This is a genomic window from Desulfovectis peckii (assembly GCF_055391705.1).
Window position 1 is genome coordinate 2,208,258 of record NZ_AP042409.1, and the last position, 24,003, is coordinate 2,232,260.

Below are 24,003 nucleotides of genomic sequence, written 5' to 3' on the forward strand. Positions count from 1 at the left end.
CGTTGACAGTGCATTCCGATTAACTGATTAATCAGCTAAATAATCAAAGCAGTAGTTAATTGTGGCCCGGGCCAGCGAACGATTATCTTGGCGAAATGTATCGATGACAATTGAATCTACCAAAGTGGAAATAAGTTTTCTCTTAGCCGCAATATCCGCTTCATTAATCTTTTGCTTAAGTAAATCAGCAAAATTTTTATTTAATAAGTTTTCTTGATTTAGGGGGGAGTTTGGTGCACTTTGACGGCTTTGCCGTTGCCGCAAGATTTTGATTTCGCTTTCAATTGATGCCAGTTGGCTTTCCGCTTCCTGTAAGCTAATTATCCCTTTACGAAACAGTGCCAGCACTCTTTTTCGTTCTTGTTCCTTGCCGTTCATTAATTTATAAAAAACATCCCCCTCGTTTGCTGATGATGGGTGTGATTTCTGCGCAGCAATCATTTCTTTAAGCTTTTGATGTAACGAATTTGCCTTTTGAATGTAGTTTAAAATATCATCCCAAATAATCTTTTCAATCACATCCGCCCGCACCGACTTTGCGCGGCACTTGGCGACTAATTTGCCGCGAAAAGATGAGTTGCCCGTGCAACGGTAGTAATGGTTCCTGCCTTTACGGTGACTCCCGTCGCCGCAGTATTTCCGCCCGCAGTTACCACATACAATCAGCCCGCGCAGCAAATAATCCCGTTTAGCATTGCGTCTGGCATTAAACCCGTTATTTTTTAGTTTAGTTTGTACCTGTTCCCACAGTTTTCCTTCAATAATGGCCGGACAGGGAAATGTCTGCCGTTTTTCCGGAGCTTTGTTTTTGCCGTAGACATAAACCCCGATATAAGCAGAATTTGTCAATATGCTCCATACCGTACTGCCATACCAAATTCCGGGTACGGATTTCTTTTTTCTTGCCGCCGCCGGAGTAGGGTATTTTGACATTGTCAAATAATCAGCAATTGACACGGTATCCATTTGCTGCTGCGCATACAGTTTAAATATCAACCTAACCGTCTCTGCCTCACATTCATTAATTTGCAGCTTTTTGTTGACAACCTTGTACCCAAAGGGGGGTGGTCCCCCCGGCCACCTCCCCTCTTTAATTGCTCGGTTTTTGCCTAAACGCATTCTTTCCGCTATTGTTGAGCGCTCAATTTCTGCAATGCCACCTAAAGTTGTTAAAAAGAATTTCCCGCTGGGAGTTGATGTATCAAAACTTTCGGTCATACTTTTTAATGCGATAGATAACTTATTTAGTTTGTCGTGGGTTTTCAAAATGTCTAAAGTAGTACGTGCCAAGCGATCCAACTTATATACATAAACGGCATCAAACAATTTCTTTTCCGCATCCTCTAACAACTTTCTCCCGGCCGGGCGTTTGTTTACCGGTATTGAGCCGCTTATTCCCTCATCTAAATAAAATTTGTAAATTTCCAAACCTTGAAGCTCACAGTATTTTTGGGCATACTGCACCTGGTTTTCAATAGTTTTGGATTCCGCCTGATCTTCTGTAGAAACCCGACAATATACCGCCACTTTCAAGCAATATGACCTCCCAGGGGCGCAATATTATTTAGCAGTTGTACAAACCTTCCCGCATAAACTATCTATGCGGAGGTGTTTATTGTGATCGTGGTAAAAAATTTTAAAAGCAAACCTGACCGGCAAGAAAAATTATTAAAAATTTTATGCCAACTGCTCACTGCCGGCAGTTATAATTTGCCGGAAAAACCTTCGTTAAACAAAGGCCAAGCTAAAACACCCCCTTTTGCCAAATAATATTCCCTTTAACGGTCCCGCTCTTACCCTGGCGTTAATACATCGTTTTCCTCCCTGCTCTGTCTCTTCATTTATCATGCACAAACTTTCAATGCCAAACTGCAGCCGTTTCTTTAATTCACCAAAGACAAAGCCTTTTTCTTCCCCGGGCCCGATTGGCAACTGGGCAGCTTTAAATAATACTCCCTCTTTATGTGTTTGATCACCTTGCGGCTCTAATTTGCATATATCGTCAATAATAAATTTTCTACTCACCAACATAACCAGCACTCCTTTTCTAGCAGGGATTAGCAAGCATATTTAAGTTTTTATCTTTATTCAGTTGTCAATGAGCTTATTTTCCCGTCCCCAGTGCACCCCGGTTTTGGTTCTTAACTTCCCCTTATTATTTAAGCAGTGTTAGGGACAGGCCATAAACTTTACCTAAAGTAATCTATGTGCTCAACAACCTAAAGATACCCTTAAGCACCCCGAGTAAATGGGAATTAGCAATCTATTCCCTTAATTGTTTTTTGGGTGTGAGGGCAACCTTTCAGTTGCTTGTCAACTGTTAACTGCATGTTACCAAATTATTACAAACACTGTTTTTAATTATAATTACGTAAAAATAAAAAAATTTTTCCTTGTACCAATATTAAATTTTAAATACTTAATAATTCTTTATTTATCTTAAAAAAATATTGTTTTTACTAAAGTGTCGGAATGTATTTTTAGTGTTTCAACACCGCCAATACCGTCAAAACCGGTAATCGTTCCGGCAATGACGTCTTTTAAAGGTATCGGATCATAAATTGAAGTAAAGGCAATTTTTTCTACAACAAATACCGGGTCAAAGGCATGAATTAAAACACGTTTCGGTGAGCTGGCAAAATTTGCCCCCGCCTTTATAATTGCTTCGTAATTAGATTGGCACGCTCCCGCAAAAATTACTAAATCATCCATGCTTTTTTCATACCGTCTGGCTGCCTTTACCGCATTTATAAAGTGCTCTGAATTGTGATAGCTGTTAATATTTCTTAAATCGTGGTTTTTTTTATAACCGTCATGACCGGTTAAAACCAAGATATCGGGGCGGTGCTCTTCCAAATACTGAATAACAACCTCCGCCTGTTTATTTTCCGGTACGTTATATCCATAAGCAGTAATACCCAGCTGATTATAAGTTGTCATACATAAATTTAAGTAATCCGGGTCGCCATCCAGATGCAAAACAGTACCCGGCAAATCAAAAGCTTCTATTTTTTTTTCCTCTTCTAGGGCGTTTTGTTTTAAAGCCCGAGCAAATCTTATTTCCCGCTCCTTCATGCGGCGTTTAAAAACCCTTTTCATCTGTTCGCTGTTATTTTTCATTACATTGTGCCAATAGCGGGCCACTTCAGCAGGCTCAACTTTTTCCAAATCACTTAGCGGCGAACTTGCACAAAGCCTCAAATCCAATCCTTTTAACAAGGCATATGTTCCGTTGTCACTGTGGTAAATTTCCATCACCTTAAAAAACACATCTCGTGAGTAAGATTTACGGGCCACGATATCTCCTGCTTTGATGTTTATCATCTAGCCCTGCCCCCTTCTTAGATAAACTTTTTAGTTATTCTATGAAAAATCCCGCAGGGCAGTTACATATTATGGTAAAGTAGCTTTTGCTTATTATGTTCTTACACAAAAAAGGCTGCTGTACAACAAAACAGCTAAATTTTTGTTGTACAGCAGCCTTTTCTATTTACTGTGTTTATCGGCTACACTGAACGCCCCAAAAGAATCCGGTTTAATTTTGGCATTAAAGCCACTGCCGTTAACCATGCCGATTACTTCTTTGATTAAATCTTTAGTTTTTCCTTTTTTCCCAATGTCAATGTGTATTTCCACTTCCATTTCTTCATAACCGTATTGCGATAAATATCGGGCTACCATCCCGCCAACCTCTAAACTTAAAGAAGTTTCATAAAATATTTTTTGTCTTAAGTTCTTAATCTTTCGTTCAGTAGTTTTACGATAATAATATTTGGCCCCCTTGCCCAAACGATGCACAATTACCGCCGTTATAAAACAGGTTTCATTTTTTACCATCGAGTCTGAACCGATAATAATTTTATAGCTGGTGTAAGGCAGGCCTTTAATGTATTCCATAATATCGGACATCATTTGCTCAAAGGTTAATCTACCTTTGGTAGGGCTGATAAAATCCATAGTTTATACTCCCAACGTTTTTATTTTAAGTGCTAGGTTATTGGCAATTAAAGCAAATTCCTCTAAAGTAAGTGTCTCACCTCGGCGTTTTGGATCTATATTTGCCTTATTTAATATTGCAAGCCATTCTTCTTTTGTTAATTCGATTTTTGAGCCGGTAAGTGCATTTAACAGTGTTTTTCTTCTTTGACCAAAAGCAGCCCGCACTATCTGAAAAAACAGTTTTTCATCGGCTACTTTCACGGCCGGCGTTTTTCTTCGTTTTAATCTCACCACTGCTGAATCAACTTCCGGCTGGGGGTAAAAAACCGTTCTTGGCACTTTAAATAATATTTGCGGTTCGGTATAATATTGCACCGCTACTGTCAAAGCACCGTAGTCTTTATTGTTGGGATTAGCTACCATGCGCAGGGCAACTTCTTTTTGCACCATAATAACCATGCTGTCAATATTAAATTTGTTATTCAGTAAATGCATTATTAACGGCGTGGTGATATAGTAGGGCAGATTAGCCACTAACTTATAGCTGCTGCCCAAACCTTCGTTTGTTTTATTATATATCAACCGGTCAAAGTTTACTTCCATGGCATCCGCTAAAACTATCTCGATATTATCATACGCGGCCAATGTTTCTTTAAGAATGGGAATTAATTTATTGTCAATCTCCACCGCAATTACCTGTCGGGCTTTTTTTGCTAGCGCAGCGGTAAGTACACCAATGCCGGGCCCAATCTCAACTACTAAATCATCATCTGAAATATCTGCGGCCATAACAATTTTGTCAATAATATTGGCATCTACTAAAAAATTTTGTCCAAATTTTTTATTGGTACGAAATTGATGCCGTTTTAAAATTTCCGTAACTTTTGCCGGTGAGCATAAGCCTTTCACAATTAAACCTCTTTTCTAAAACTATGTACTAATTATATTATAACCTTCCCATGCCCTTTACTTCCACTGCAAAAATTATGTTTATTCAACATAAGGGCATTATTTTTCTACCCCTCTCACATAACAAAACAGGTGCCAAAAAAGCACCTGTTGGTTAATTCTCTAATACATACACCTTTACTCTTTTAACTCCCCAGTTTAAAGCCTGTTCCCTGGAATCCATAAATAAATCTATGCGGTTACCGACTATGCTACTGCCGGTATCCATTGCTCGCGCATATCCATAACCTTCAATGTATAATTTACTGCCCAACGGTATCACATTCTGATCTACAGCAACTACCCCTTGACAAGGCCATGCACCGGAAGCAGTGGGATTGCCGGTATGAGTGTAAGCAGTCGCTACCATCTCTAAAACATTTGTATAACGGAAACTTTCTCCCCGGGAAACTTCCCCGCTACTGTTAATTCTTATATGCCCCTGTACCGGCGTTATTTTGTTCTCTGCCGGCTCATTATTGCTAACTGTATTTTCACTTACAGCATTTGTTGCCACAGCCGGCTCACTATTGCTAACTGCGTCTTTACTTGCAGCATTTGTTGCCGCAGCCGGCTCATTATTACTAACTGTATCTTCACTTGTGGCTTTTGTTGCCACATTGTCTTCAGCAATATTTTTTTCCGGCTCGGATGCATGCTCCTTTGTTTCCTCACTTACTTTCGGCGGCGGTGCCTCTAATGCAGCCTTATTTTGCTCTATGTTTTTATTTTTCTTTTTATCTACAAAGCCAAATTGCCGCTGTAGATAAGCAGATGCTTTAGTTGCCGGCAGTTGGATAATCTTTGCCGGGTAAGGCCATTTTGCATTTGGATATATCCACGCCAAACAAATTAAAGCCATTGACAATATTAATAAGCTAATTATCGCCACCACAATATATTTAAGCAGCTTTTTGCGAGTTTTAGAACGCCGTGTTAAACCCGTTCCATTTTCAGGCGGCCACTCAACAGTTGCCCAACCCATATTTGCCCCCTCCTTAATTGTAAATTTTTTCTATTTATGCATATTACTTTCCTGCTAAAAAATTCATACAAATAAACACTATAAAAAACAAAAAAGGTGATAAAATATCACCTCTGCAAAATCATTTATCTAATATTTGTACTTGTACATACTTTTATATCAAAAACAGTCGTATTTAGATTAAAATTCAATACCCTTCTGAGCGGGGATTCCCGCATTGTATGGATGCTTAACGGCTTCCATATTGGTTACTAAATCGGCAGCGTTAATTATTTCTTCCGGTGCATTGCGCCCGGTCAGTATTAAGTGCAACTGCTTTGGTTTCTTTTCTATAAGATTTAACACATCGTTTATCTTCACCAACCCATAAGACAGAGCATAATTAATTTCATCCAGCACAATCAACTGGTACTTGTTGGAGGCAATCCCTTGGCGGGCAATTTCCAAGCCTTTGGCCGCTGTTTTTTTCTGTTGCTCTAAAGACTCAGCATTGGAAAAATCAATAAATCCCTCACCGACCTGAAGAAATTCAAATCTATCTCCCAGTTTTAGCACTGCATTTTGTTCACCGGTTGGCCAACTGCCTTTAATAAACTGCAAAAACAGTACATGCATTCCTTGTCCCCATGCCCTGAGCGCAGTACCCAATGCGGCAGTAGTCTTACCTTTGCCGTCACCGGTAAAAACCAATACTAATCCGACCGTGTCTTTAGGCATTTTCTTCACCGTCCTCAGAAATACCAAATAACTTTCTGGTATTTAGTACGGTTTGCCGGCTTATTTCCTCAACACTTAAGCCTTTAATCTCAGCTATTTGTTCCGCTACATAACGGACATAAGCCGGTTCATTTCTTTTGCCCCGATGAGGAACGGGAGTTAAATACGGACAGTCTGTTTCCACCAAAATTTTTTCCAACGGCACTCTTTTAGCCACTTCTCTTAACCTCTTGGCATTATCAAAGGTAATCGGCCCGGCAAAGGAAATGTAAAAGCCCAGCTGCATACATTCCTCAGCAACCTCCCAACTGCCGGAAAAACAATGCATCACGCCTTTTATCGGTTCTAAGCGCTCTTTTCTCATTATATCTAAAAAATCACCATAAGCATCCCTTAAGTGAATAATCACCGGTTTGCCAAGTTCTTTGGCTAAGTTTAACTGTTCGATGAAAACTTCTTGCTGCACATCCCGCGGTGACAGTTCATAATAGTAATCCAAGCCAATTTCCCCTACTGCCACAACTTTGGGCTTTTGCAATATTTCTTCTAATATTTTCAAATAGTTGCTTGGCAGATTTTTAGCATCATGAGGGTGAACACCTGCCGCCGCATAAATAAAGGGGTATTTTTCTGCCAATGCAACCGATTGCTTAGACGTTTCTAAATTGCTGCCAACGTTGATCAGCTGCTTTATTCCCGCCTCCAGAGCGCGCTGAATCACTTGCTCCCGATCGGAGGCAAAACGCTGATCATCAATATGGGCATGGCTGTCAATTAATGTCATTATACCACCTCTAAAGCTTTGCTAGGTCAATGCGCGGAAACAGCACCTCTCCCTTTGTCACCACCGTACCTTCCGGAATTAACCCCCAGCGCAAACTATCCCAGCTACAGAGTTCAGGCTTATCTTCGATTCCCAGTTGTGACCACACTTTGCCCGCAGTAGTAGGCATAAAAGGTGAGGCCATAATAGTGGCAAAGCGAATTACCTCAATTACATTGTATAAAACGGTGTTTAAGCGCTCAGCCTGAGACGGATCTTTGGCCAAGGTCCAAGGAGCGGTTTCTTCCAAATATTTGTTGGCGCGCCCAATAAGTTTCCAAATAATCGCCAGTGCTGTGGATAGCTCCAGTTTGTTTAATGCTTCTTCCACCGATTCCACAGTTGCTTGCGCTAAATTAATCAACTCTTCATCCAGCGGACCCTCGGGTTGAGGTTTCTTTAATTGCCCTTGCTGATACTTGCCAATCATAGTGGTGGTACGTGACAGCAAGTTGCCGTAATCATTTGCCAAATCGGTATTTATCCGTTTGGCCAGTGCTTCTTCCGAATAATAGCCGTCTGATCCAAAGGGCATTTCCCTTAGCAAGTAATAACGAATGGCATCTACACCGTATTTGTCGATTAACACTAAGGGATCCACCACATTGCCTTTGGATTTTGACATTTTGTCGCCCTCAAGCAGCAGCCAACCGTGACCCAATACTTTCTTCGGCAAGGGCAGGTCTAAAGCCATCAATATAATCGGCCAAATAATGGTATGGAAACGGACAATATCCTTGCCTACCAAATGTAAGTCAGCCGGCCAATATTTTTGGTACAGTTCATCATTTTCACTGCCGTAGCCCAAGGCAGAAATATAGTTCGTCAGTGCATCTACCCAAACATACACCACATGTTTAGAATCAAAAGGTACTTTAATGCCCCAATCAAAAGTAGTGCGCGATACGCAAAGATCTTCTAAGCCTTGCTTCACAAAGCTAATCATTTCATTGCGCCTGGATGCCGGTTGAATAAAATCGGGGTTTTCCTCAACATATTTCATCCAACGCTCGGCGTATTTTGACATTCTAAAGAAATAACTTTCTTCCTGCAATAACTCAACTTCCCGATGGCAATCCGGGCACTTGCCGTCTACCAATTGGTATTCAGTAAAAAATGTTTCACAAGGCGTGCAGTACCAACCTTCATAGGTGGATTTGTAGATATCTCCCTGCCGGTACAATTTTTCCATAATCATTTGTACCACTTTTTTATGACGCTCTTCCGTAGTGCGAATAAAATCATCGTACTGAACATCAAGCTTTTCCCAAAGATGCTTAAAGCCGACAACTATTTTGTCGACATATTCTTGCGGCGTTTGCCCCTGTTCTTTGGCTTTTCGTTCAATCTTTTGACCGTGCTCATCAGAACCGGTTAAAAAATAAACATCATATCCGGTCATTTTTTTATACCTTGCGATCGCGTCTGCAGCAACTGTGGTATAAGCATGGCCGATATGCAGGTTATCACTTGGATAATATATGGGTGTGGTAATGTAAAATGTCTTTTTACTCAAGTTATACCCTCCTAAATGTTTATCGCTCTATCTAAATTCCGTATCGGCAGCTTGAAAAAAATCCGGCTGATAAAAAAAACTCCTATCCCGACAAAGGGACGGAGTTGTTCCGCGTTACCACCCTATTTTGCGCCGCCTCACAGCGGTAGCCTCGATAGGTGAAATTGTCACCTTAACCGTCTAACGGCGGTCAGCCGACAAAGGCCTACTTGCAAATGTTTCGACCCGCAGTTCCAGGGCCATCTTCAATTGCCGTCCACTGACGGGTTTTCAGCAACTCCCGCTCTCTGTACAGCGTTCCGGCAATTTACTACTCCCTGTCATCACTTTTAACGGTATTATTGACATTTAGCATTACAACCTAAATTCTAGCTTAGTCAATATTCTTTGTCAAGTTTTACCTTATTTATACTTAATTGATAATTTATCAAAAAAAATTGGTATTTTTTTTCATTTAGTTATTGACTTTTCTTGGAATCATTGGTACTCTTTACTTGTAAATTATTAGTGCATGCTGTCGAATTGCTGTAAACATAGTTTGAGGGAGGGAGAGCAACATGAAGTCAACAGGCATTGTGCGGAAGGTAGACGAGCTCGGCCGTGTGGTTATTCCCATTGAATTACGGCGCACCTTAGGCATTGAAGAAAAAGATGCACTAGAAATCTACGTTGATAATGAAAAAATTATTTTAAGAAAGTACGAACCGGCCTGCGTATTCTGTGGCAATGCTTCTGACGTGCATATTTTTAGAGGTAAACAAGTATGCAGAAACTGTGCAGAAGCAATGTTTGAATCTACAAAAGCTATATAATTAACCGGTTATTTAATTATTAATCAGATAAAGCAACCAAACGCTATGGTTGCTTTATCTATCCATCAATGTGCAGCACCTCTTTATAAACATCTCTTTTGGGAATGCCGCGTATTTTAGCCACTTCTTTAATCGCTTGCTTTTTATCCATACCTTGTAGCATACATTGTTTAACATGAGCAGCTATCGTTTGCTCATCTACCTCGGTTTGCTCCGCAAGCTCTTCTGCTTGACAACCCGCAACTACCAATGTAAATTCGCCCCGCACAGTCTGACGGGCAAAATATTCACAGGCATCGGTTAGTGTTCCTCGATATACTTCTTCATGTTTCTTAGTAAGTTCGCGGGCAACAGCAATTTGTCTTTCTCCGAAAAATTCCAACAGATCACTTAACGTATCTTTTAACCGGTGCGGGGATTCATAAAATACCAGGGTACGGGTCTCCGTGCTTATTTTTTTCAGCTGCTTACGGCGCAATTTTTTATTAGTCGGCAAAAAACCTTCAAAGACAAATTTCGCCGTAGGCAGTCCCGATACTACCAGTGCCGTTATTGCCGCATTGGCTCCCGGCAGCGGAACGACGGCAATATTATTCTCTAATGCCAATTTAACCAAATCATAACCCGGATCTGATATCCCCGGCATGCCTGCATCGGTTACTAAAGCGATGTTTAATCCCTGCTGTAATTTTTTAAGCAGCTGTTTTCCTTTGCTTTCTTTATTATGAGCATGGTAACTGGTTATTGATGTGTGAATATCGAAATGGGCCAGCAGCTTTCTGGTATGCCTGGTATCTTCAGCAGCAATTAAATCACATTCTTTTAAAATTCTCAATACCCTAAGTGTGATATCTTCTAAATTGCCAATCGGAGTCGCACACAAATATAAAGTGCCCTTCTGCACTAATTTTCACCCACCTCACTGTCCTGACGACGCAAAAGACTTAAACAAAATAAACATTCCTCCTGGCGGGATTGGGCAAACTTGACATTACAAATATGGAAGCCCTCATCGTAAAGGCGCAGCAAGGTTGACGGTTCATTGTCGTTAGTTATTTTACTCTTATTGCCGGGAACCTTATTTTGCTGATTATACATCTCTATTAACTCATGCCGCAGTTTCTCGTTTTCCAGCTCCAATGAACGGACTAAATTTTTAATTTCTTCCAGCTCAGTTAACAGCTCTTTAACCATGAGCTCTAATTTAGCTATCCTCCCAGGCAGCACAATCGCCACAACATTCACCCTTTGTTTTTAATATTTCAATCTCATCTAACGGTAGTTCCACAATATTTTTATTTTCTTTTAATTCTACTGACACCGTGTTCTTAAATATATTAAAGCCGTTGACTTTTCCCTCGCCCATTATTGTTTTTACTAGCGTGCCGTTCGGCGGAAACTTTTGTTTGTATTCTTCATAAATGTCGTTCTCAAATTTTAAACAGCACATTAGGCGACCGCAAATACCCGATATTTTGGCCGGATTTAATGATAAATTTTGATCCTTGGCCATTCTAATAGATACCGGTGCAAACTCGGCCAGCCAAGAGTTACAGCACAGTTCTCTTCCACAACATCCTAGCCCGCCAACCATTTTAGCTTCATCACGTACACCGATCTGTCTCAGTTCAATCCTCGTTCTAAAGACCGCAGCCAAATCTTTTACTAACTCTCTAAAATCAACCCGGCCGTCTGCCGTAAAATAAAAAATTATTTTATTTCCATCAAAAGTTTGTTCTACATCAATTAACTTCATCGGCAAGTTGTGTTTTTTTATCTTTTCCAAGCCAATATTAAAAGCTTCTTTTTCTTTTTTCTTGTTCTTCTCTAACTGCAACTTGTCCTCTTCCGTGGCAACGCGCAGCACCTTCTTTAAAGGCGCGACAACTTCCTCTTCAGCTACTTCTTTAATTCCTTGAATTACCTTGCCATATTCAATTCCCCTGGTTGTTTCTACAATGGCGTCGTCACCGGGATGTAATTCTAAATCACCCGGATCAAAGAAATATATTTTTCCCGCTTTTTTAAAGCGGATGCCTACCACCTTACACGACATAACTTGTCCTCCTTAATAAAACAGCAATATCTAAAATATCTATGTTACAGCTAATTTTAACAACAAAGCATCTAAAACCAATCTCACATTGCCCTTTGCTTCTAACCGGGAAGCGGCCTTTTCTCCTTCTTCGATCATTTCCAACAAGCCGTCCAGTGTATACTTTTCAGTCCAGTCATTGATCATATTTATTAAGTCACTGTTAATGATTAGTGATATGTCTTTTGTTTTTTGCCATACCAACAGATCACGCAGCCATAACTGCATTAATCGGACAAACTCAAGGGCTGTCGTTCGATCATCGGAAAGAATGGCAGATTCTTTCAACAATTCCACAAGGTCCCCTTGACGGGTCTTTTGTAGAATATCTAACATTTTCCTGCGGCGCTCTGTAATATCTCCTTCGATAAGATTTAAAGCCTGTCCTAAGCTACCCCCGGCCATCGAGGCAATCATTTGGGCATCACGGTCATTAACCGAGCTATAGCGTTTAAGTCCTTCCGTAATTTGCTCCACAGACATTGGTTTAAACCAAAGTTGCTGGCACCGAGACTGAATTGTCGGTAATATTCCATAAGGTCGGGACGATACCAATAGGAAAACCGTGTTGCCCGGGGGTTCCTCTAATGTCTTTAATAAAGCATTAGCCGCCTCTAAAGTCATGGTATCACAATCTTCAATAATATAAACTTGACGGCCACCCTGATAAGAGCGATAGTACACATTTTTTTGCAACAAATGAATTTGTTCCAGTTTAATAGTTGCGCCACTGGGTTTAATAATGTGCAAGTCCGGGTGGTTACCGGTATTAACCTGCTGACAATGGCGGCAGTGATTACAGCTCTTTCCCTCAACAGGAGACAGGCACAACAAAGCCCGGGCAAAGGCCAATGCCGTTGTCAGCTTCCCAACACCGGCCGGCCCCATAAAAAGATAGGCGTGGGTTACTTTTTTTAATTTTACCGTTTTCAACAAAGTGGCAATATTTTGTTCGTGGCCAATTATTTCATCAGTGCTTAAAACAGCGTTATTTTCCGCCATTTAATAAGCCCTCCACAGCTTCCTTAACCAGCTGATGCAGTTCACTTATTGTTAAAGAAGCATCTAACAGTAAATGGTTTTCCGGATATTTTCGGCAGATCTCTAAATATCCTTTTCTAACCTGCCGGTAAAAGGTTTGTGCTTCACTTTCCAGGCGGTCGTTGTTTTTTCGCTTATTAACGCGTTTCAAACTTTGCTCTACGGTTAAGTCAAACACCAATACCAAATCCGGTTTAAGCCCACCGGTAGCTAAATCATTAATTTGCTCTAAAAACCGTTCTGACAAACCGCGACCGTATCCTTGGTAAGCAATAGTAGAATCCACAAAGCGATCGCATAGAACTACTTTTCCCTCATTTAAAGCCGGAATAATTTTACTGTACACTAATTGGGCACGGGCAGCAGCATATAGTAAAGCTTCGGTACGGTAATGCAAATCACCGTACTGGGGATTCAGTAAAATTTTGCGCAGCTCTTCCCCGACCGGTGTGCCACCCGGTTCCCTGGCGGCAAATACCTTAACCCCTTGCTGCTGTAAATATTCCTTTAGCAAATTAAACTGTGTCGTCTTTCCTGCACCGTCTATCCCTTCAAATACAATGAATCTCCCTGTCATATGCAAATCCTCACATTAATTATTATAAATCCACTACTCTTATCATCTTTAAAGATGTATCGCCAGAAGCATGTACATGTAAGTTATGCCGCCGAACTTCTAAAAGATAATCCCTCATCGAGTCACTGATTATTTCACCGGGAAATAAAACCGGTATCCCGGGTGGATAAACTGCTATGCTGTCCGCACTGATTTTTCCGGCAGCCTGTTCCAAGGGAATTGTTTTTTTCCCGGCCAGCCAGGCTTGACGCGGTGTCATTTGCTGCAGGGCTTTTGGCGGCAAAGTTATTTTTACACCTTTTTTGGTCAAACTACTGCTATTTTTAACCAGATCCTTCAATGCTAAATATAAATTATTTGCCTCGCTTTCATCGGCATTCAAACCTAATATGGCTACAATATTATTATAATCAGCCATTTCACACTGAACATGATAACGTGCAGACAGTATTTCTGCCGCCTGATACCCGGTTAGACCGGTCATTGCTACGTTGATCACCAGCCGAGTATCGTCTAATGAAAGTATATCATAACCGGCCAAATGATTTTTGCCCAGAACCGTTAATCCAGGAATGGCAGATATTTTTTTTCTTAATTTACCGGCTACTTCTATTGATCTTTCCAGTAACTCTTTTCCTTTGCCAACCAATTGTCTCCGAGCGGCATCCAGTGAAGCCATCAGGATATACGAGGGACTTGTTGTTTGCGTCATCTGCAGGCATTCCTTTAACCGCCGTATATCAATCAATTTAGACTTTAAATGCAGCATCGAAGCTTGCGTGAGCGCTCCACCCACTTTATGAATGCTCTGCACTACAGCATCCGCTCCACAAGACAAGGCACCGGGAGGGAGCTGAGAATGAAAATAAAAATGAGCACCATGGGCTTCATCGATTAATAAAGGTAAATTATATTGATGAGTTATTTCCGCATACGGAGCTAAATCTGCAGCTACCCCATAATAACTGGGGTTAACCATTAACACGCCACAAGCCCCGTGCTGATCCAACGCATTTTTTAAATCTTTAAAAGTAGGCGCCAAGGGAATGCCAAATGTATCCAGTATGGGCAGGTCTAAATATACCGGGCGGGCACCGCTTAAAATTAAACCGGACAACACCGATTTATGGATGTTGCGCGGCAAAACCAGTGCATCACTCGGGCTGCACGTGGCCAGTATTAAGGCAATTAACCCACAAGAGGTACCGTTAACTAAAAAAAAGGAATCTTCCGCACCAAAAGCTTTGGCTGCCATTTTTTGTGCTTCGGCAATTGCTCCTTGCGGATTATGCAAGTCATCCAGTCCCGGCAACTCCGTTAAATCAAATTTAAAAATTTCATCTTGCAATTGCCGCATTTCGCTCGGTATGGCTTTACCTTGACGATGTGCCGGAACATGATAACAAATCTTATTTTGACTGACATAATTTAACAAAGCAAAAATCAACGGCGTGTCATTTTGCTTCAAAAAATACACCTCGTAATTTATTAATTTTAACATTTTATTTTACCATAGATTATAAACGGCATCTATTACCAGGGAGCTTTTCCAACAGTTGTGCGTCATGATTAAACTTTAAGGTGGGAAAATAATAAAAAGCTACTTATAAGGAGAGATCTTTAAAAATGTGGATTGTGGAAAACAGAATTAAAATAGATGAGAAAAAATTATCAAAAAAATACCGCACTAATGCGCATAGCATTATTAACGCTTGGAAAAAGGGAAAATCGGATACTGAAATTGCCGCTCTCACCGGCATTGATTTATTTACTTTAAAACAATTAAAATCAGATATTGAATTGGCTCACCGCAAACAAAGATTAGAACAAAGAATGCAATCTATGGGGACCAGTCAATCTCCTGCAAAGCGCCATATTTTTTTAAGGCCGTTAATGTAAAAATTATATTGAGGCTGGTTAGCCCTGCTGTTGATAATATTTTTTTCACAGTTAGGACAAATATACTTCCCTAAAATATTCAGTGCATCTTCACGGCATTGATCATTGCACAAGATGCATCTATTATCTTTATTTAACAAGACTATCACCTCACCGGCAAATGATGCTTTATCTTATGCAAACTTTCATCATCAGGTGACTTTTTAAGATAAGTAAAATTTTAGGGCGTGACGCTAACTACAAAAAGTAGTTTTGCGCACGCCCTAAAATTTTTACTCTGCTACCGCAGATGTGCTGTTCTTTTCCTCTTTACCTTTTTTTACTACGTTAATTGCACAGTCGGGACAAACCATTTGGCAAATGCCGCAAGCAATGCACTCATCATTAGCCTCTACCGAAGGTGTGCCGTAAACACCCAACACCTTTGACCAGGCAATGCATTTTACCGGGCATTTTTCTATACAAAGTCCACAGCCTTTACACAGGCCGGGAAAAACCGTCCAGTCAGCTTTTTCTAATTGTAGGGTACGGGGCTTGAATTCTACGGCCATTAGCTCTTTCCCTCCCTTTCTTAATCGGCTTATACTGTTCTATACTAATTGAGTTCCTCTTTCCACTGCTTTATAGTTTAGTTCACGCAATTTGGGGTTCTGTTCAAATTTATAACCCAGTTTCTTTTCAATTGCCTTTTTAGCGTCTTCCACTGAAATTACCCCGGTAGCTTTAACAACTGCGCCCAATATAATTACGTTAAAGACACGGGGATGCAGTTCATTTTTAGATACTTCCAGTGCCGGAATTGCTAACAACTGTTTAGCATTTTTCGGCAGGTCTTCTTCCGGGATATCAATTGACTTGTCATACACGAAAATAGTGTTTTCTCCAACATACCGCTTCGTGCGATAAATAGCCCGATCACTTAAAGCAATGAGGATATCGGCAACATTAAACTTTGGGGCACCGATTTTTTTATCACTGATCTGCAAATAAGCAATAGATACCCCGCCGCGTTGCTCAACACCAAAGTTAGGAATGTACAATGCCTCTTTGCCTTGGCTGTCTGCTGCTTCCGCTAAAATTTGGGCAACAGATTGAACCCCTTGGCCGCCTTCACCCGCTAGCATAATCTTAATTACATCAGCCATCCTAGCGCGCCTCCTTTTGTTCGGCACCAGGAGTTTTTAACTCCCCAACCTTGAAGTATTTGGTCATTTCTTTTTGTACAAAGTTCCATGTCTTTTCAGCATTGGTTCTCCAGTTTGTCGGACAGGTAGATAATGCTTCTACAAAAGAAAATCCCTTGCCGTCAATTTGGTTTTGCAGGGCTTTTTTAATATACCCCTTAAGCTGTTTTAAATTAGCCACTGTGCCCCGAGCCACATAAGCGCCTTCGCGGGCAATAGCCGCTACCATTTCCGGACCTTGAGTAGGATAACCGGTAATTTCCGGATCACGACCGTATGGAGCGGTTTCTACCTTTTGACCGGGCATGGTAGTCGGTGCCATCTGTCCACCGGTCATCGCATATACAGTGTTATTAGCCAAAATTACAGTAATTTTTTCATTACGTGCGGTAGCGTTTACCAAGTGTTGTGAGCCAATGGCATAACCACCGCCGTCACCCATATAAGCGACACAAATTAAATCAGGGTTCGCTCTTTTTATACCGGTCATTACCGGCGTGGTACGTCCGTGGTGAGTTTGCACGCTGTCAACGTTAAAAAAGTCCCAAGCCAGCAGCGAACATCCAATGTCGCACCCAAAAACCACTTTATCCTGAATTCCCAATTCGTCAATGGCCTCACCCAACGCTTTTAAGATCAGCCCGTGACCGCAGCCCGGACAAAATTTGTGGGGTTTGGACTCTACTCTCCAGCATTTGGGCATGGGAGGTTGTATAGACATAAGTATTCTTCCTCCTTTCGAATTAGACAGCAGTTAAGTTATAAAATTTCGTTTACTTTAGCCAAAATGTCCTCAGTGGTAATGCCCACACCCGGCTTAAACAGATCGAACAGCTCGGTATTCGCACCGTAAATTGCCTCTTTAATCAAGGTAGCTAATTGGCCTTGCGCAGACTCAACAATTAAAAATCTTTTACAATTAGCAGCAAGCTCTTTTAGTTCTTTTTCTGCCAATGGACGCAAAGTAATCGGGCGCCAGTAACCGACTTTTTTACCTGCCTTACGCAGTTCTTCCACTGCTTCTTTTGCGCCCCGGGAAACAACACCGTGAGAAATAACTACCAGCTCAGCATCTTCAGTATCAAATGCTTCGTATTCAGCAACTTCCGGTGCCATTTTTTCAAAATCCGCAAAATATTGCTGTAAGACTTCATACAATTCTTCTTCAATGTTGTACGTGTTGCGATAATGTCCGGGTTCCCGATCTACACCCGGTGTTCCCGGTTTACCAACGTACGGTTCCGCTTCTACCAGTTCAATACCTTTTTGTCTCGGATCATAAATAGTCAATGATTCGCGCATTTTTGCCTGATATCCGTCACCCAGCACAAAAGTCGGGAAACGGTATTTCCAAGCGGTATTAAAGGCTTTTATGGTGTAATCATACAGTTCTTGGTGGTCGGCAGTTGAATATACGATACGCAAACCTTCACCGTTACCACCATGAGTGGTCAAAAGTACTTCCTGCTGAGAATAAATAACTGTCGCGGTAGAGGGGCCACCACGCTGTTGTATTATGGTTACAACGGGTAAACGCATGGCTTCAGCCATTGATAAGGGTTCTTGCATTAAGGTGTTACCGGGACCCGCGGTTGCAGTAAATGCCTTAAGACCGGCTAACACTCCGCCGATGGTAGTAAAACCGGCCGACAGTTCGTCTTCAGTCTGCAAAAAGCGGCGGTTATACTTGGGGGCTAATCGGGTCCAATAATGCATGATTTCGTTTTGCGGAGTAATTGGGTAGCCGTACATAATTTCAGCGCCGGCAGCAAGTGCCGCCCAAGCAGCTACTTCATTACCTGTCATAAAAACTCGTTTTTCTTCAATAATGAGCTTGTCTGGCATAACAGTAATTGCACCTCCTATGTTTATGTAAAATCCCCATATTGGGGGATATCAAAAACTAACTACCATAATGCACTTGGCATAAAGCGATTTATAGGTTTAACCACATTCCCCATAACATCATGTGTTCCAATCTTTTCAGCCACCGTTTTTTCGGCAGTTGTGGCAATAATCGGTATGCCAAGAGCTTGGGCCGCCTTAGTGACCACCTCTGCTCCTTTTTGCACCGTTTCCGGAGTTGTCTCATTTCCTAAGTGAGTATTGTTGATTAACCCGTCAACTTTTCCCAGGCTCTTGACATATTCTATAATGTCTTCCAATGTAGAAGTCATCGGCCGGGAAATGTTAATAACGGCATAAATTTTTAAATTGGGCTCTTTGTCTACACCTTCTAACAAGTTCAAGGTCTTGGCTCCTTCTACACCGTAACCTATATCCAGGACAACATCTCCCTCTAAAAACAAAGCCCAGCGCGATTCAGGCTTAATGATATTGCCTGTTTCCCCCAGACCGGTTGCTTCTTTAGTTTCCCAAGCCACAACATGAATACCTTTATCAGCCAGTAGTTTCTTAATGGGCCGCAATGTATAACACGGCTCAACAATATCTAAGTCAACAAGGTTAACTTTTCTACCTTGCTGCGATAATTCAAGGGCCCTGTTAACGGCAACCTCACTTTTGCCGCTGGCATATTCGCCTACATAAGCCTCAACAATACGTTTTTGTATATAACCTCACCCCCAAATATAGGACGCCGGGTAATTTTTAGTATAGTTTATCCATTTAATGAATTCTTATCTTTACTTTAAAAAATTATTAGCCCTAACTAAAATAAATCGGGACAAAATGTCCCGTTCTAACAATTACACCCAACTTAGTATAACCCCTGTAAAATAATTCCGTCAAGGGCAACTCAACAGCCAAATTTATCCTTTAAAACAACATATATTCCATTAAAACCAGCAGTATAACCCCCGGCACTTGCAGGACACCGGCAGTGAGCAAAGTAAAGGGATTGAGCGGAATATGCAAGCCAAAATTGGCACTAATCAAATTAACCAAAGTAAGCAATAAGGCGCCGATAACCAGATAAACTGCTAATTTAATTATTAAACGAAGAGGCTTTAAAAAAAACATTACCAAAAAATATAAAACAAAAAGACCGGCAAGAGCCAGCAGAATGGTCGTCCACTCCATACCACCACACCCCTAATCTATGTTTTTCTAATTATATTGCCGAGCAAGTGTGGTTATGCCTAAAATTTAACTTGTTTCCTGCCTGCCCTGCAATGCTTTGATTAAGGTGTATTCATCAGTATATTCCAAATCGGCTCCCACCGGCAGTCCTTGAGCCAGTTGGGTAACTTTTATACCCAAGGGTTTTAACAAACGGGTCAGGTACATAGCCGTGGTATCTCCCTCTACGCTGGAATTCGTCGCTAAAATAACTTCGTTAACCTGGTTGTTTTGCAGTCGTTTTAGTAAGCTTTTAATATTTAAATCTTCTGCCTGAATTCCTTCCAAGGGATTTAAGGCACCGTGCAATACATGATAAAGTCCGTTGTATTTACCGGTTTTTTCAAAGGCAATTACATCCCTTGGCTGTTCTACCACACAAATAACCGACTGATTGCGCGTAGTGTCACTGCAAATTTTACAAGGATCTACATCGGTTAAATTGCCACATACCTGACAATATTTTATTTTCTCACGTACTTCTATTAAAGCACCCGCCAGGTTATGAGCAACATCTGGCGGGGCACTTAAAATATAAAACGCTAATCTTTGAGCAGTTTTCGGTCCGATGCCGGGCAGCTTGGCAAACTCGTCGATCAACCTGGCTAACGGTTCTGCATAATACTTCATTTGCTACATCCTTATTAATTGCTAAATTAAAACATCCCCGGCAGTTTTAGGCCGCCGGTAATCTTACTCATTTCGTTTGCTACCATATCCTGACTTTTACGCAAAACCTCATTAACAGCTGCCAAAATTAAATCCTGCAGCATTTCCACATCATCAGGATCGACTGCTTCCGGCTTTATTTCTACAGCAAGCAATTCTTGGCGGCCATTAGCAACTACTTTAACTACGCCACCCCCGGCAGTTGCCTCTACCGTTTTTTCAGCTAATTCTTCCTGCATTTTAGCCATTTCTTGCTGCATTTTTTGCACTTGCTTCATCATTTTATTCATATTTCCTCCACCTAACATTTAGCATCCCCCTTTAATTTCTATTGGTAATTGTAACTTTATCCCGGCCAAAAAGTTCTGCAGCTTTTTGTACCAGTGGATGTTCACTTTCATCAGATTTTTGTTTTTGGTTTGTTTTTTCTTCAATGGTAATTATATTTACCGACCAATTTCCACCGTAAACCTCACTGACGGCTTGCTCAAAAATTTCTTTGTCTTGTTCGGCCCGCATTTTGTGAAAATTACTGTGCTGCGGTTTAAATCCAATAGTCATTTTATGTTCATCAATATCAACCAATCTTGCTTCGCGAAAAACACCGTAAGCGGAAGGCTTATGCTTTTTAACCCTTTCCAAAATATCGTGCCATACATCTTTTAAGTTTGGCAATACTTTTTGTTGGGATTCCGACTCATCGGAAGTTTCAGGCGCAGGATTAACATCTTTTTTCTGAGCTAATTCTGCCACAGATTGCGGCCGTTCTATTTTTTTAATATCATTTATAGCTTCTTGATTATTTAAATGCTCCGGCCTACTGACATGAGCGCTTAAGCTACTGTTTTTGATATCCGCTAATTTAACTAAAGCTAATTCCAGTAAAATCCGCGGTTGGGAACTCCATTTCATATCATATTCTAAACGGGTTAATTTTTCTAAGCATTCAGCAATAAAAGACGGGCTAAATTTTTCCGCATCGGCTTTTACGTTTATACTATGAGTAAGTTCTTCATTATTATCTTTGGAAACTAAATATAACATCAGTGTTCTTAAATAAGTATTTAACTCTTTAACAAACAAACGTAAATCTTTACCCTGCTGATAAAGCTCATCAACCCTTTTCAACGCTTGACTGATATTGCCGCAAGCTATAAGGCCCGCCATTGAACTTAACACATCTTCCCTTACCGTACCTAAGAGCTTATGAATATCATCAGCAGTGACGGTATTCCCACCGAAGACGGAAGCTTGGTCTAGGATACTCAGTGCATCCCGCAGGCCCCCTTCCGCAGCTCGGGCAATTAATCTCAGAGCCTGTTCTTCCACTTTCAAACCGGCACTGTCTGCTACTGTTTTCAGTCTTTTTAATATATCAGAATTGCTGATGCGGTGAAATTCAAACCTTTGACAGCGGGATAAAATAGTTAGCGGAACTTTTTGCGGCTCAGTAGTTGCCAGTATAAAGATGACATGCTCCGGCGGTTCTTCTAAAGTTTTAAGCAGGGCATTAAAGGCTTCTGTGGTAAGCATATGCACTTCATCAATTATATAAATACGGTATTTCCCGTTAGCCGGCGAGTATTTTACCTGTTCACGCAAATCACGAATGTCTTCTATCCCTCGGTTAGAAGCAGCGTCTATTTCAATTACGTCCGCTGATGTTCCGTTGTTTGTCGCCATACAATTGGCACATTGGTTACAAGGTTCCTCTCCGGAAGGATTTAAACAGTTAAGTGTTTTTGCCAACACTTTAGCCGTAGTGGTTTTCCCTGTACCCCGTGGCCCACAAAAAAGATAAGCATGACTTACCCGGTTGCTGCCTACAGCATTTTGCAAAGTTTGGGTAATATGCTGTTGACCGACTATATCAGCAAACTTTTGTGGTCGATAATCCCGGTACAGAGCACGATAAGCCATAATAATAACCCTCCGTAAATAGTCTACAGTAAAATTCGCTATTTAATACATTATTCCTGTCTTAACCGGTTAGGAAAATCGGCGACATATTTAAAAAGGGATGATTCTTGGTTGTAAGAATCATCCCTTAAAAAAATAACTGGCCGTGCAGCCCGCTTTTGAAAAGTAGCTTCCGGACGTTACAACCGCAGGTAACTCAGACTAGGCACTCTTGCGGCACCCGTAAGACATCCCTTAGTGCTGCTTCCGCCAGGACCTGACACGGTTCGAGAGCTTACGTCGCGCAAGACCCGGTCATCAACGCCCCTTACGGTTGCCAGACTCCACAAACTACCTCCGAGAGCAGGCATTCGACCCCGCTATAGCGGATTGCGGGTACAGGGCACCGCTACCTCCCCATCTAGCACGACCATATTTTATACTTTATAAATAATAAATTGGCGGAGAGACAGGGATTCGAACCCTGGAGACGGTTACCCGTCCACACGCTCTCCAGGCGTGCGCCTTCATCCACTCGGCCATCTCTCCGTGAACTACTAAACTATTATAACATCTTTTATTTTCAATAACAACAGGCAACGCACTGATGTTTTAAGTTGGCGGAGAGCTAGGGATTCGAACCCTAGAGACGCTGTTAACGTCTACTCGATTTCGAGTCGAGCGCCTTCAACCACTCGGCCAGCTCTCCTTAAAAATATCAACTGCTTATTTTTTGCGCAATTCCTTAAAAAAAGTTTGAATAATTTCTTTGCATTTATCTTCCAATACGCCCGATATTACCTCTACCTGGTGGTTAAACCGTGATTGCGTTACTATATCCAATATGCTGTCAATTGAACCGGATTTACTGTTGGGCGCGCCATAAACCAATCTCCCAACCCTAAACTGCACTATTGCTCCGGCACACATTGCGCAAGGCTCAACAGTCACATACAAAGTAACATCATTTAAGCGCCAATCACCCAAAGTTTGCGCTGCTTCACGCAGTGCCAGTATTTCAGCATGTGCACTGGCATCATTCAATAATTCTCGCAAATCATGAGCACCGGCAATTACTTCACCGTCTTTTACAATCACTGCACCAATTGGCACTTCTCCTAACTTATAAGCTTTTTCAGCTTCAGCTAAAGCCAAGTGCATAAATCGGTCATGTTCCACCGGCACCCTGCTCCTTTATATCTAAACCAGTGGTGCCCCCGGGAGGATTCGAACCACCGACACACGGTTTAGGAAACCGCTGCTCTATCCCCTGAGCTACGGGGGCATATAAAAATGTTGTTAGCTAACCTTTTAGGTAAACTAACAACTGGAATGTGGCGTGCCTGAAGGGACTCGAACCCCTAACCTTCTGATCCGTAGTCAGACGCTCTATCCAATTGAGCTACAGGCACAAAATAATAATTTCAAATGACAAAACTTATTATAACAAACTTTATGCATCTAGTCAACTTATAGTTTATTCCAATGAAGTAAAAAAGCTACGGTAGCCCGTAGCTTTGTGGCGGAGAGCGAGGGATTCGAACCCTCGATACAGGTTTAACCCCGTATACTCGCTTAGCAGGCGAGCGCCTTCAGCCAACTCGGCCAGCTCTCCGTAACCTGGCGGAGGGGGTGGGATTCGAACCCACGGAACCCGTAAGAGTTCAACGGTTTTCAAGACCGCCTCCTTAAACCGCTCGGACACCCCTCCAAAACATTAGGAGGAAACAACCTCCTACCGCAAGTTAAAATCTAAAATAACGAGGGATCTTAACTCAACGCATAAACGAGTATAACATATCAAATTGTTATTGTCAA

Annotated in this window: 28 protein-coding genes, 6 tRNA genes, 1 other RNA gene and 1 other annotated feature; of the genes, 2 read left to right on the forward strand and 33 right to left on the reverse strand. The window is 41.4% G+C overall.

Going from position 1 to position 24,003, the window contains the following annotated elements:
- Positions 1 to 27: 27 nt before the first annotated feature.
- The 9 genes from ACZ5NG_RS11000 to metG all read right to left on the reverse strand — a co-directional run bounded on the left by ACZ5NG_RS11000 (position 28) and on the right by metG (position 8,928).
- Complete coding sequence (locus ACZ5NG_RS11000) at positions 28 to 1,527, reverse strand: recombinase family protein (RefSeq protein WP_464253163.1); 1,500 nt, start codon at positions 1,525 to 1,527, stop codon at positions 28 to 30.
- A 201-nt stretch (positions 1,528 to 1,728) separates the two neighbouring features.
- Positions 1,729 to 2,031, reverse strand: a complete 303-nt coding sequence (locus ACZ5NG_RS11005) for a hypothetical protein (RefSeq protein WP_464251837.1) — start codon at positions 2,029 to 2,031, stop codon at positions 1,729 to 1,731.
- 408 nt (positions 2,032 to 2,439) lie between these two features.
- The gene (yabG, locus tag ACZ5NG_RS11010; protein ID WP_464251838.1) at positions 2,440 to 3,324 is read right to left on the reverse strand and encodes a sporulation peptidase YabG; all 885 of its coding nucleotides are present in this window, start codon (positions 3,322 to 3,324) and stop codon (positions 2,440 to 2,442) included.
- Positions 3,325 to 3,486: 162 nt separating this feature from the next.
- On the reverse strand, positions 3,487 to 3,957 hold the full coding sequence (locus ACZ5NG_RS11015) for a ribonuclease H-like YkuK family protein (RefSeq protein ID WP_464251839.1): 471 nt from the start codon (positions 3,955 to 3,957) through the stop codon (positions 3,487 to 3,489).
- Positions 3,958 to 3,960: 3 nt separating this feature from the next.
- Positions 3,961 to 4,848, reverse strand: coding sequence for a 16S rRNA (adenine(1518)-N(6)/adenine(1519)-N(6))-dimethyltransferase RsmA (rsmA, locus tag ACZ5NG_RS11020; protein WP_464251840.1), 888 nt, complete (start codon positions 4,846 to 4,848; stop codon positions 3,961 to 3,963).
- A gap of 154 nt (positions 4,849 to 5,002) precedes the next feature.
- Positions 5,003 to 5,872: a 3D domain-containing protein gene (locus tag ACZ5NG_RS11025; RefSeq protein WP_464251841.1), complete on the reverse strand. Its 870-nt coding sequence runs from the start codon at positions 5,870 to 5,872 to the stop codon at positions 5,003 to 5,005.
- Positions 5,873 to 6,052: 180 nt separating this feature from the next.
- Positions 6,053 to 6,589 (reverse strand): cob(I)yrinic acid a,c-diamide adenosyltransferase, encoded by a 537-nt coding sequence (gene cobO, locus ACZ5NG_RS11030; RefSeq protein ID WP_464251842.1) that lies wholly within the window; start codon positions 6,587 to 6,589, stop codon positions 6,053 to 6,055.
- Positions 6,582 to 7,373: a TatD family hydrolase gene (locus ACZ5NG_RS11035; protein WP_464251843.1), complete on the reverse strand. Its 792-nt coding sequence runs from the start codon at positions 7,371 to 7,373 to the stop codon at positions 6,582 to 6,584. Before ACZ5NG_RS11035 ends, cobO begins: the two co-directional genes overlap by 8 nt.
- Before the next feature lie 10 nt (positions 7,374 to 7,383).
- Complete coding sequence (gene metG, locus ACZ5NG_RS11040; protein ID WP_464251844.1) at positions 7,384 to 8,928, reverse strand: methionine--tRNA ligase; 1,545 nt, start codon at positions 8,926 to 8,928, stop codon at positions 7,384 to 7,386.
- 91 nt (positions 8,929 to 9,019) lie between these two features.
- Positions 9,020 to 9,261 (reverse strand) — a binding site (T-box leader).
- 224 nt (positions 9,262 to 9,485) lie between these two features.
- Between metG and ACZ5NG_RS11045 the strand changes: the two genes are divergently transcribed.
- Entirely contained in the window at positions 9,486 to 9,740 is a 255-nt protein-coding gene (locus ACZ5NG_RS11045; RefSeq protein WP_464251845.1) for an AbrB/MazE/SpoVT family DNA-binding domain-containing protein, read from the forward strand.
- A gap of 58 nt (positions 9,741 to 9,798) precedes the next feature.
- Here the strand turns inward: ACZ5NG_RS11045 and rsmI are convergent, their stop codons facing one another.
- From rsmI to ACZ5NG_RS11075, 6 genes are read right to left on the reverse strand one after another with little or no spacing between them, the layout of a single operon-like run.
- Entirely contained in the window at positions 9,799 to 10,644 is an 846-nt protein-coding gene (gene rsmI, locus ACZ5NG_RS11050) for a 16S rRNA (cytidine(1402)-2'-O)-methyltransferase (RefSeq protein WP_464251846.1), read from the reverse strand.
- A complete protein-coding gene (locus tag ACZ5NG_RS11055) occupies positions 10,644 to 10,976 on the reverse strand; it encodes an initiation control protein YabA (RefSeq protein ID WP_464251847.1) in 333 nt (110 codons plus the stop codon). The genes rsmI and ACZ5NG_RS11055 overlap by 1 nt, the downstream gene beginning before the upstream one ends.
- Entirely contained in the window at positions 10,945 to 11,796 is an 852-nt protein-coding gene (locus ACZ5NG_RS11060) for a PSP1 domain-containing protein (protein WP_464251848.1), read from the reverse strand. The genes ACZ5NG_RS11055 and ACZ5NG_RS11060 overlap by 32 nt, the downstream gene beginning before the upstream one ends.
- Positions 11,797 to 11,835: 39 nt before the next feature.
- Positions 11,836 to 12,837 (reverse strand): DNA polymerase III subunit delta', encoded by a 1,002-nt coding sequence (holB, locus tag ACZ5NG_RS11065; protein WP_464251849.1) that lies wholly within the window; start codon positions 12,835 to 12,837, stop codon positions 11,836 to 11,838.
- Entirely contained in the window at positions 12,824 to 13,453 is a 630-nt protein-coding gene (tmk, locus tag ACZ5NG_RS11070) for a dTMP kinase (RefSeq protein ID WP_464251850.1), read from the reverse strand. Before tmk ends, holB begins: the two co-directional genes overlap by 14 nt.
- A gap of 22 nt (positions 13,454 to 13,475) precedes the next feature.
- Positions 13,476 to 14,921, reverse strand: a complete 1,446-nt coding sequence (locus ACZ5NG_RS11075) for an aminotransferase class I/II-fold pyridoxal phosphate-dependent enzyme (protein ID WP_464251851.1) — start codon at positions 14,919 to 14,921, stop codon at positions 13,476 to 13,478.
- Positions 14,922 to 15,079: 158 nt separating this feature from the next.
- Here ACZ5NG_RS11075 and ACZ5NG_RS11080 point away from each other — a divergent pair, with 158 nt between their 5' ends.
- The gene (locus ACZ5NG_RS11080; protein WP_464251852.1) at positions 15,080 to 15,352 is read left to right on the forward strand and encodes a hypothetical protein; all 273 of its coding nucleotides are present in this window, start codon (positions 15,080 to 15,082) and stop codon (positions 15,350 to 15,352) included.
- Here ACZ5NG_RS11080 and ACZ5NG_RS11085 read toward each other — a convergent pair.
- The 18 genes from ACZ5NG_RS11085 to ACZ5NG_RS11170 all read right to left on the reverse strand — a co-directional run bounded on the left by ACZ5NG_RS11085 (position 15,307) and on the right by ACZ5NG_RS11170 (position 23,896).
- Positions 15,307 to 15,501, reverse strand: coding sequence for a sigma factor G inhibitor Gin (locus ACZ5NG_RS11085; RefSeq protein WP_464251853.1), 195 nt, complete (start codon positions 15,499 to 15,501; stop codon positions 15,307 to 15,309). The genes ACZ5NG_RS11080 and ACZ5NG_RS11085 overlap by 46 nt on opposite strands.
- Positions 15,502 to 15,624: 123 nt before the next feature.
- A complete protein-coding gene (locus tag ACZ5NG_RS11090) occupies positions 15,625 to 15,903 on the reverse strand; it encodes a 4Fe-4S dicluster domain-containing protein (RefSeq protein ID WP_464251854.1) in 279 nt (92 codons plus the stop codon).
- A gap of 39 nt (positions 15,904 to 15,942) precedes the next feature.
- Positions 15,943 to 16,497, reverse strand: coding sequence for a 2-oxoacid:acceptor oxidoreductase family protein (locus ACZ5NG_RS11095; RefSeq protein ID WP_464251855.1), 555 nt, complete (start codon positions 16,495 to 16,497; stop codon positions 15,943 to 15,945).
- A gap of 1 nt (position 16,498) precedes the next feature.
- Positions 16,499 to 17,257, reverse strand: a complete 759-nt coding sequence (locus ACZ5NG_RS11100) for a thiamine pyrophosphate-dependent enzyme (RefSeq protein WP_464251856.1) — start codon at positions 17,255 to 17,257, stop codon at positions 16,499 to 16,501.
- Between the two features lie 38 nt (positions 17,258 to 17,295).
- A complete protein-coding gene (locus ACZ5NG_RS11105; protein ID WP_464251857.1) occupies positions 17,296 to 18,381 on the reverse strand; it encodes a ferredoxin oxidoreductase in 1,086 nt (361 codons plus the stop codon).
- A 62-nt stretch (positions 18,382 to 18,443) separates the two neighbouring features.
- Entirely contained in the window at positions 18,444 to 18,965 is a 522-nt protein-coding gene (locus ACZ5NG_RS11110) for a hypothetical protein (protein WP_464251858.1), read from the reverse strand.
- Between the two features lie 349 nt (positions 18,966 to 19,314).
- Positions 19,315 to 19,578 (reverse strand): pro-sigmaK processing inhibitor BofA family protein, encoded by a 264-nt coding sequence (locus ACZ5NG_RS11115; RefSeq protein ID WP_464251859.1) that lies wholly within the window; start codon positions 19,576 to 19,578, stop codon positions 19,315 to 19,317.
- Between the two features lie 66 nt (positions 19,579 to 19,644).
- The gene (gene recR, locus ACZ5NG_RS11120; protein WP_464251860.1) at positions 19,645 to 20,247 is read right to left on the reverse strand and encodes a recombination mediator RecR; all 603 of its coding nucleotides are present in this window, start codon (positions 20,245 to 20,247) and stop codon (positions 19,645 to 19,647) included.
- A 26-nt stretch (positions 20,248 to 20,273) separates the two neighbouring features.
- Positions 20,274 to 20,594, reverse strand: a complete 321-nt coding sequence (locus ACZ5NG_RS11125; RefSeq protein ID WP_464251861.1) for a YbaB/EbfC family nucleoid-associated protein — start codon at positions 20,592 to 20,594, stop codon at positions 20,274 to 20,276.
- A 13-nt stretch (positions 20,595 to 20,607) separates the two neighbouring features.
- Entirely contained in the window at positions 20,608 to 22,206 is a 1,599-nt protein-coding gene (gene dnaX / locus ACZ5NG_RS11130; protein ID WP_464251862.1) for a DNA polymerase III subunit gamma/tau, read from the reverse strand.
- 143 nt (positions 22,207 to 22,349) lie between these two features.
- Positions 22,350 to 22,615: signal recognition particle sRNA large type (gene ffs, locus ACZ5NG_RS11135), an RNA gene on the reverse strand.
- A 29-nt stretch (positions 22,616 to 22,644) separates the two neighbouring features.
- Positions 22,645 to 22,734, reverse strand: a tRNA-Ser gene (locus tag ACZ5NG_RS11140).
- A 69-nt stretch (positions 22,735 to 22,803) separates the two neighbouring features.
- Positions 22,804 to 22,894, reverse strand: a tRNA-Ser gene (locus ACZ5NG_RS11145).
- 17 nt (positions 22,895 to 22,911) lie between these two features.
- On the reverse strand, positions 22,912 to 23,346 hold the full coding sequence (gene tadA / locus ACZ5NG_RS11150) for a tRNA adenosine(34) deaminase TadA (RefSeq protein WP_464253164.1): 435 nt from the start codon (positions 23,344 to 23,346) through the stop codon (positions 22,912 to 22,914).
- 48 nt (positions 23,347 to 23,394) lie between these two features.
- Positions 23,395 to 23,470 (reverse strand) — tRNA-Arg (locus tag ACZ5NG_RS11155).
- A 50-nt stretch (positions 23,471 to 23,520) separates the two neighbouring features.
- Positions 23,521 to 23,597, reverse strand: a tRNA-Arg gene (locus ACZ5NG_RS11160).
- A gap of 108 nt (positions 23,598 to 23,705) precedes the next feature.
- Positions 23,706 to 23,800, reverse strand: a tRNA-Ser gene (locus ACZ5NG_RS11165).
- A gap of 6 nt (positions 23,801 to 23,806) precedes the next feature.
- Positions 23,807 to 23,896 (reverse strand) — tRNA-Ser (locus ACZ5NG_RS11170).
- Positions 23,897 to 24,003: the final 107 nt, after the last annotated feature.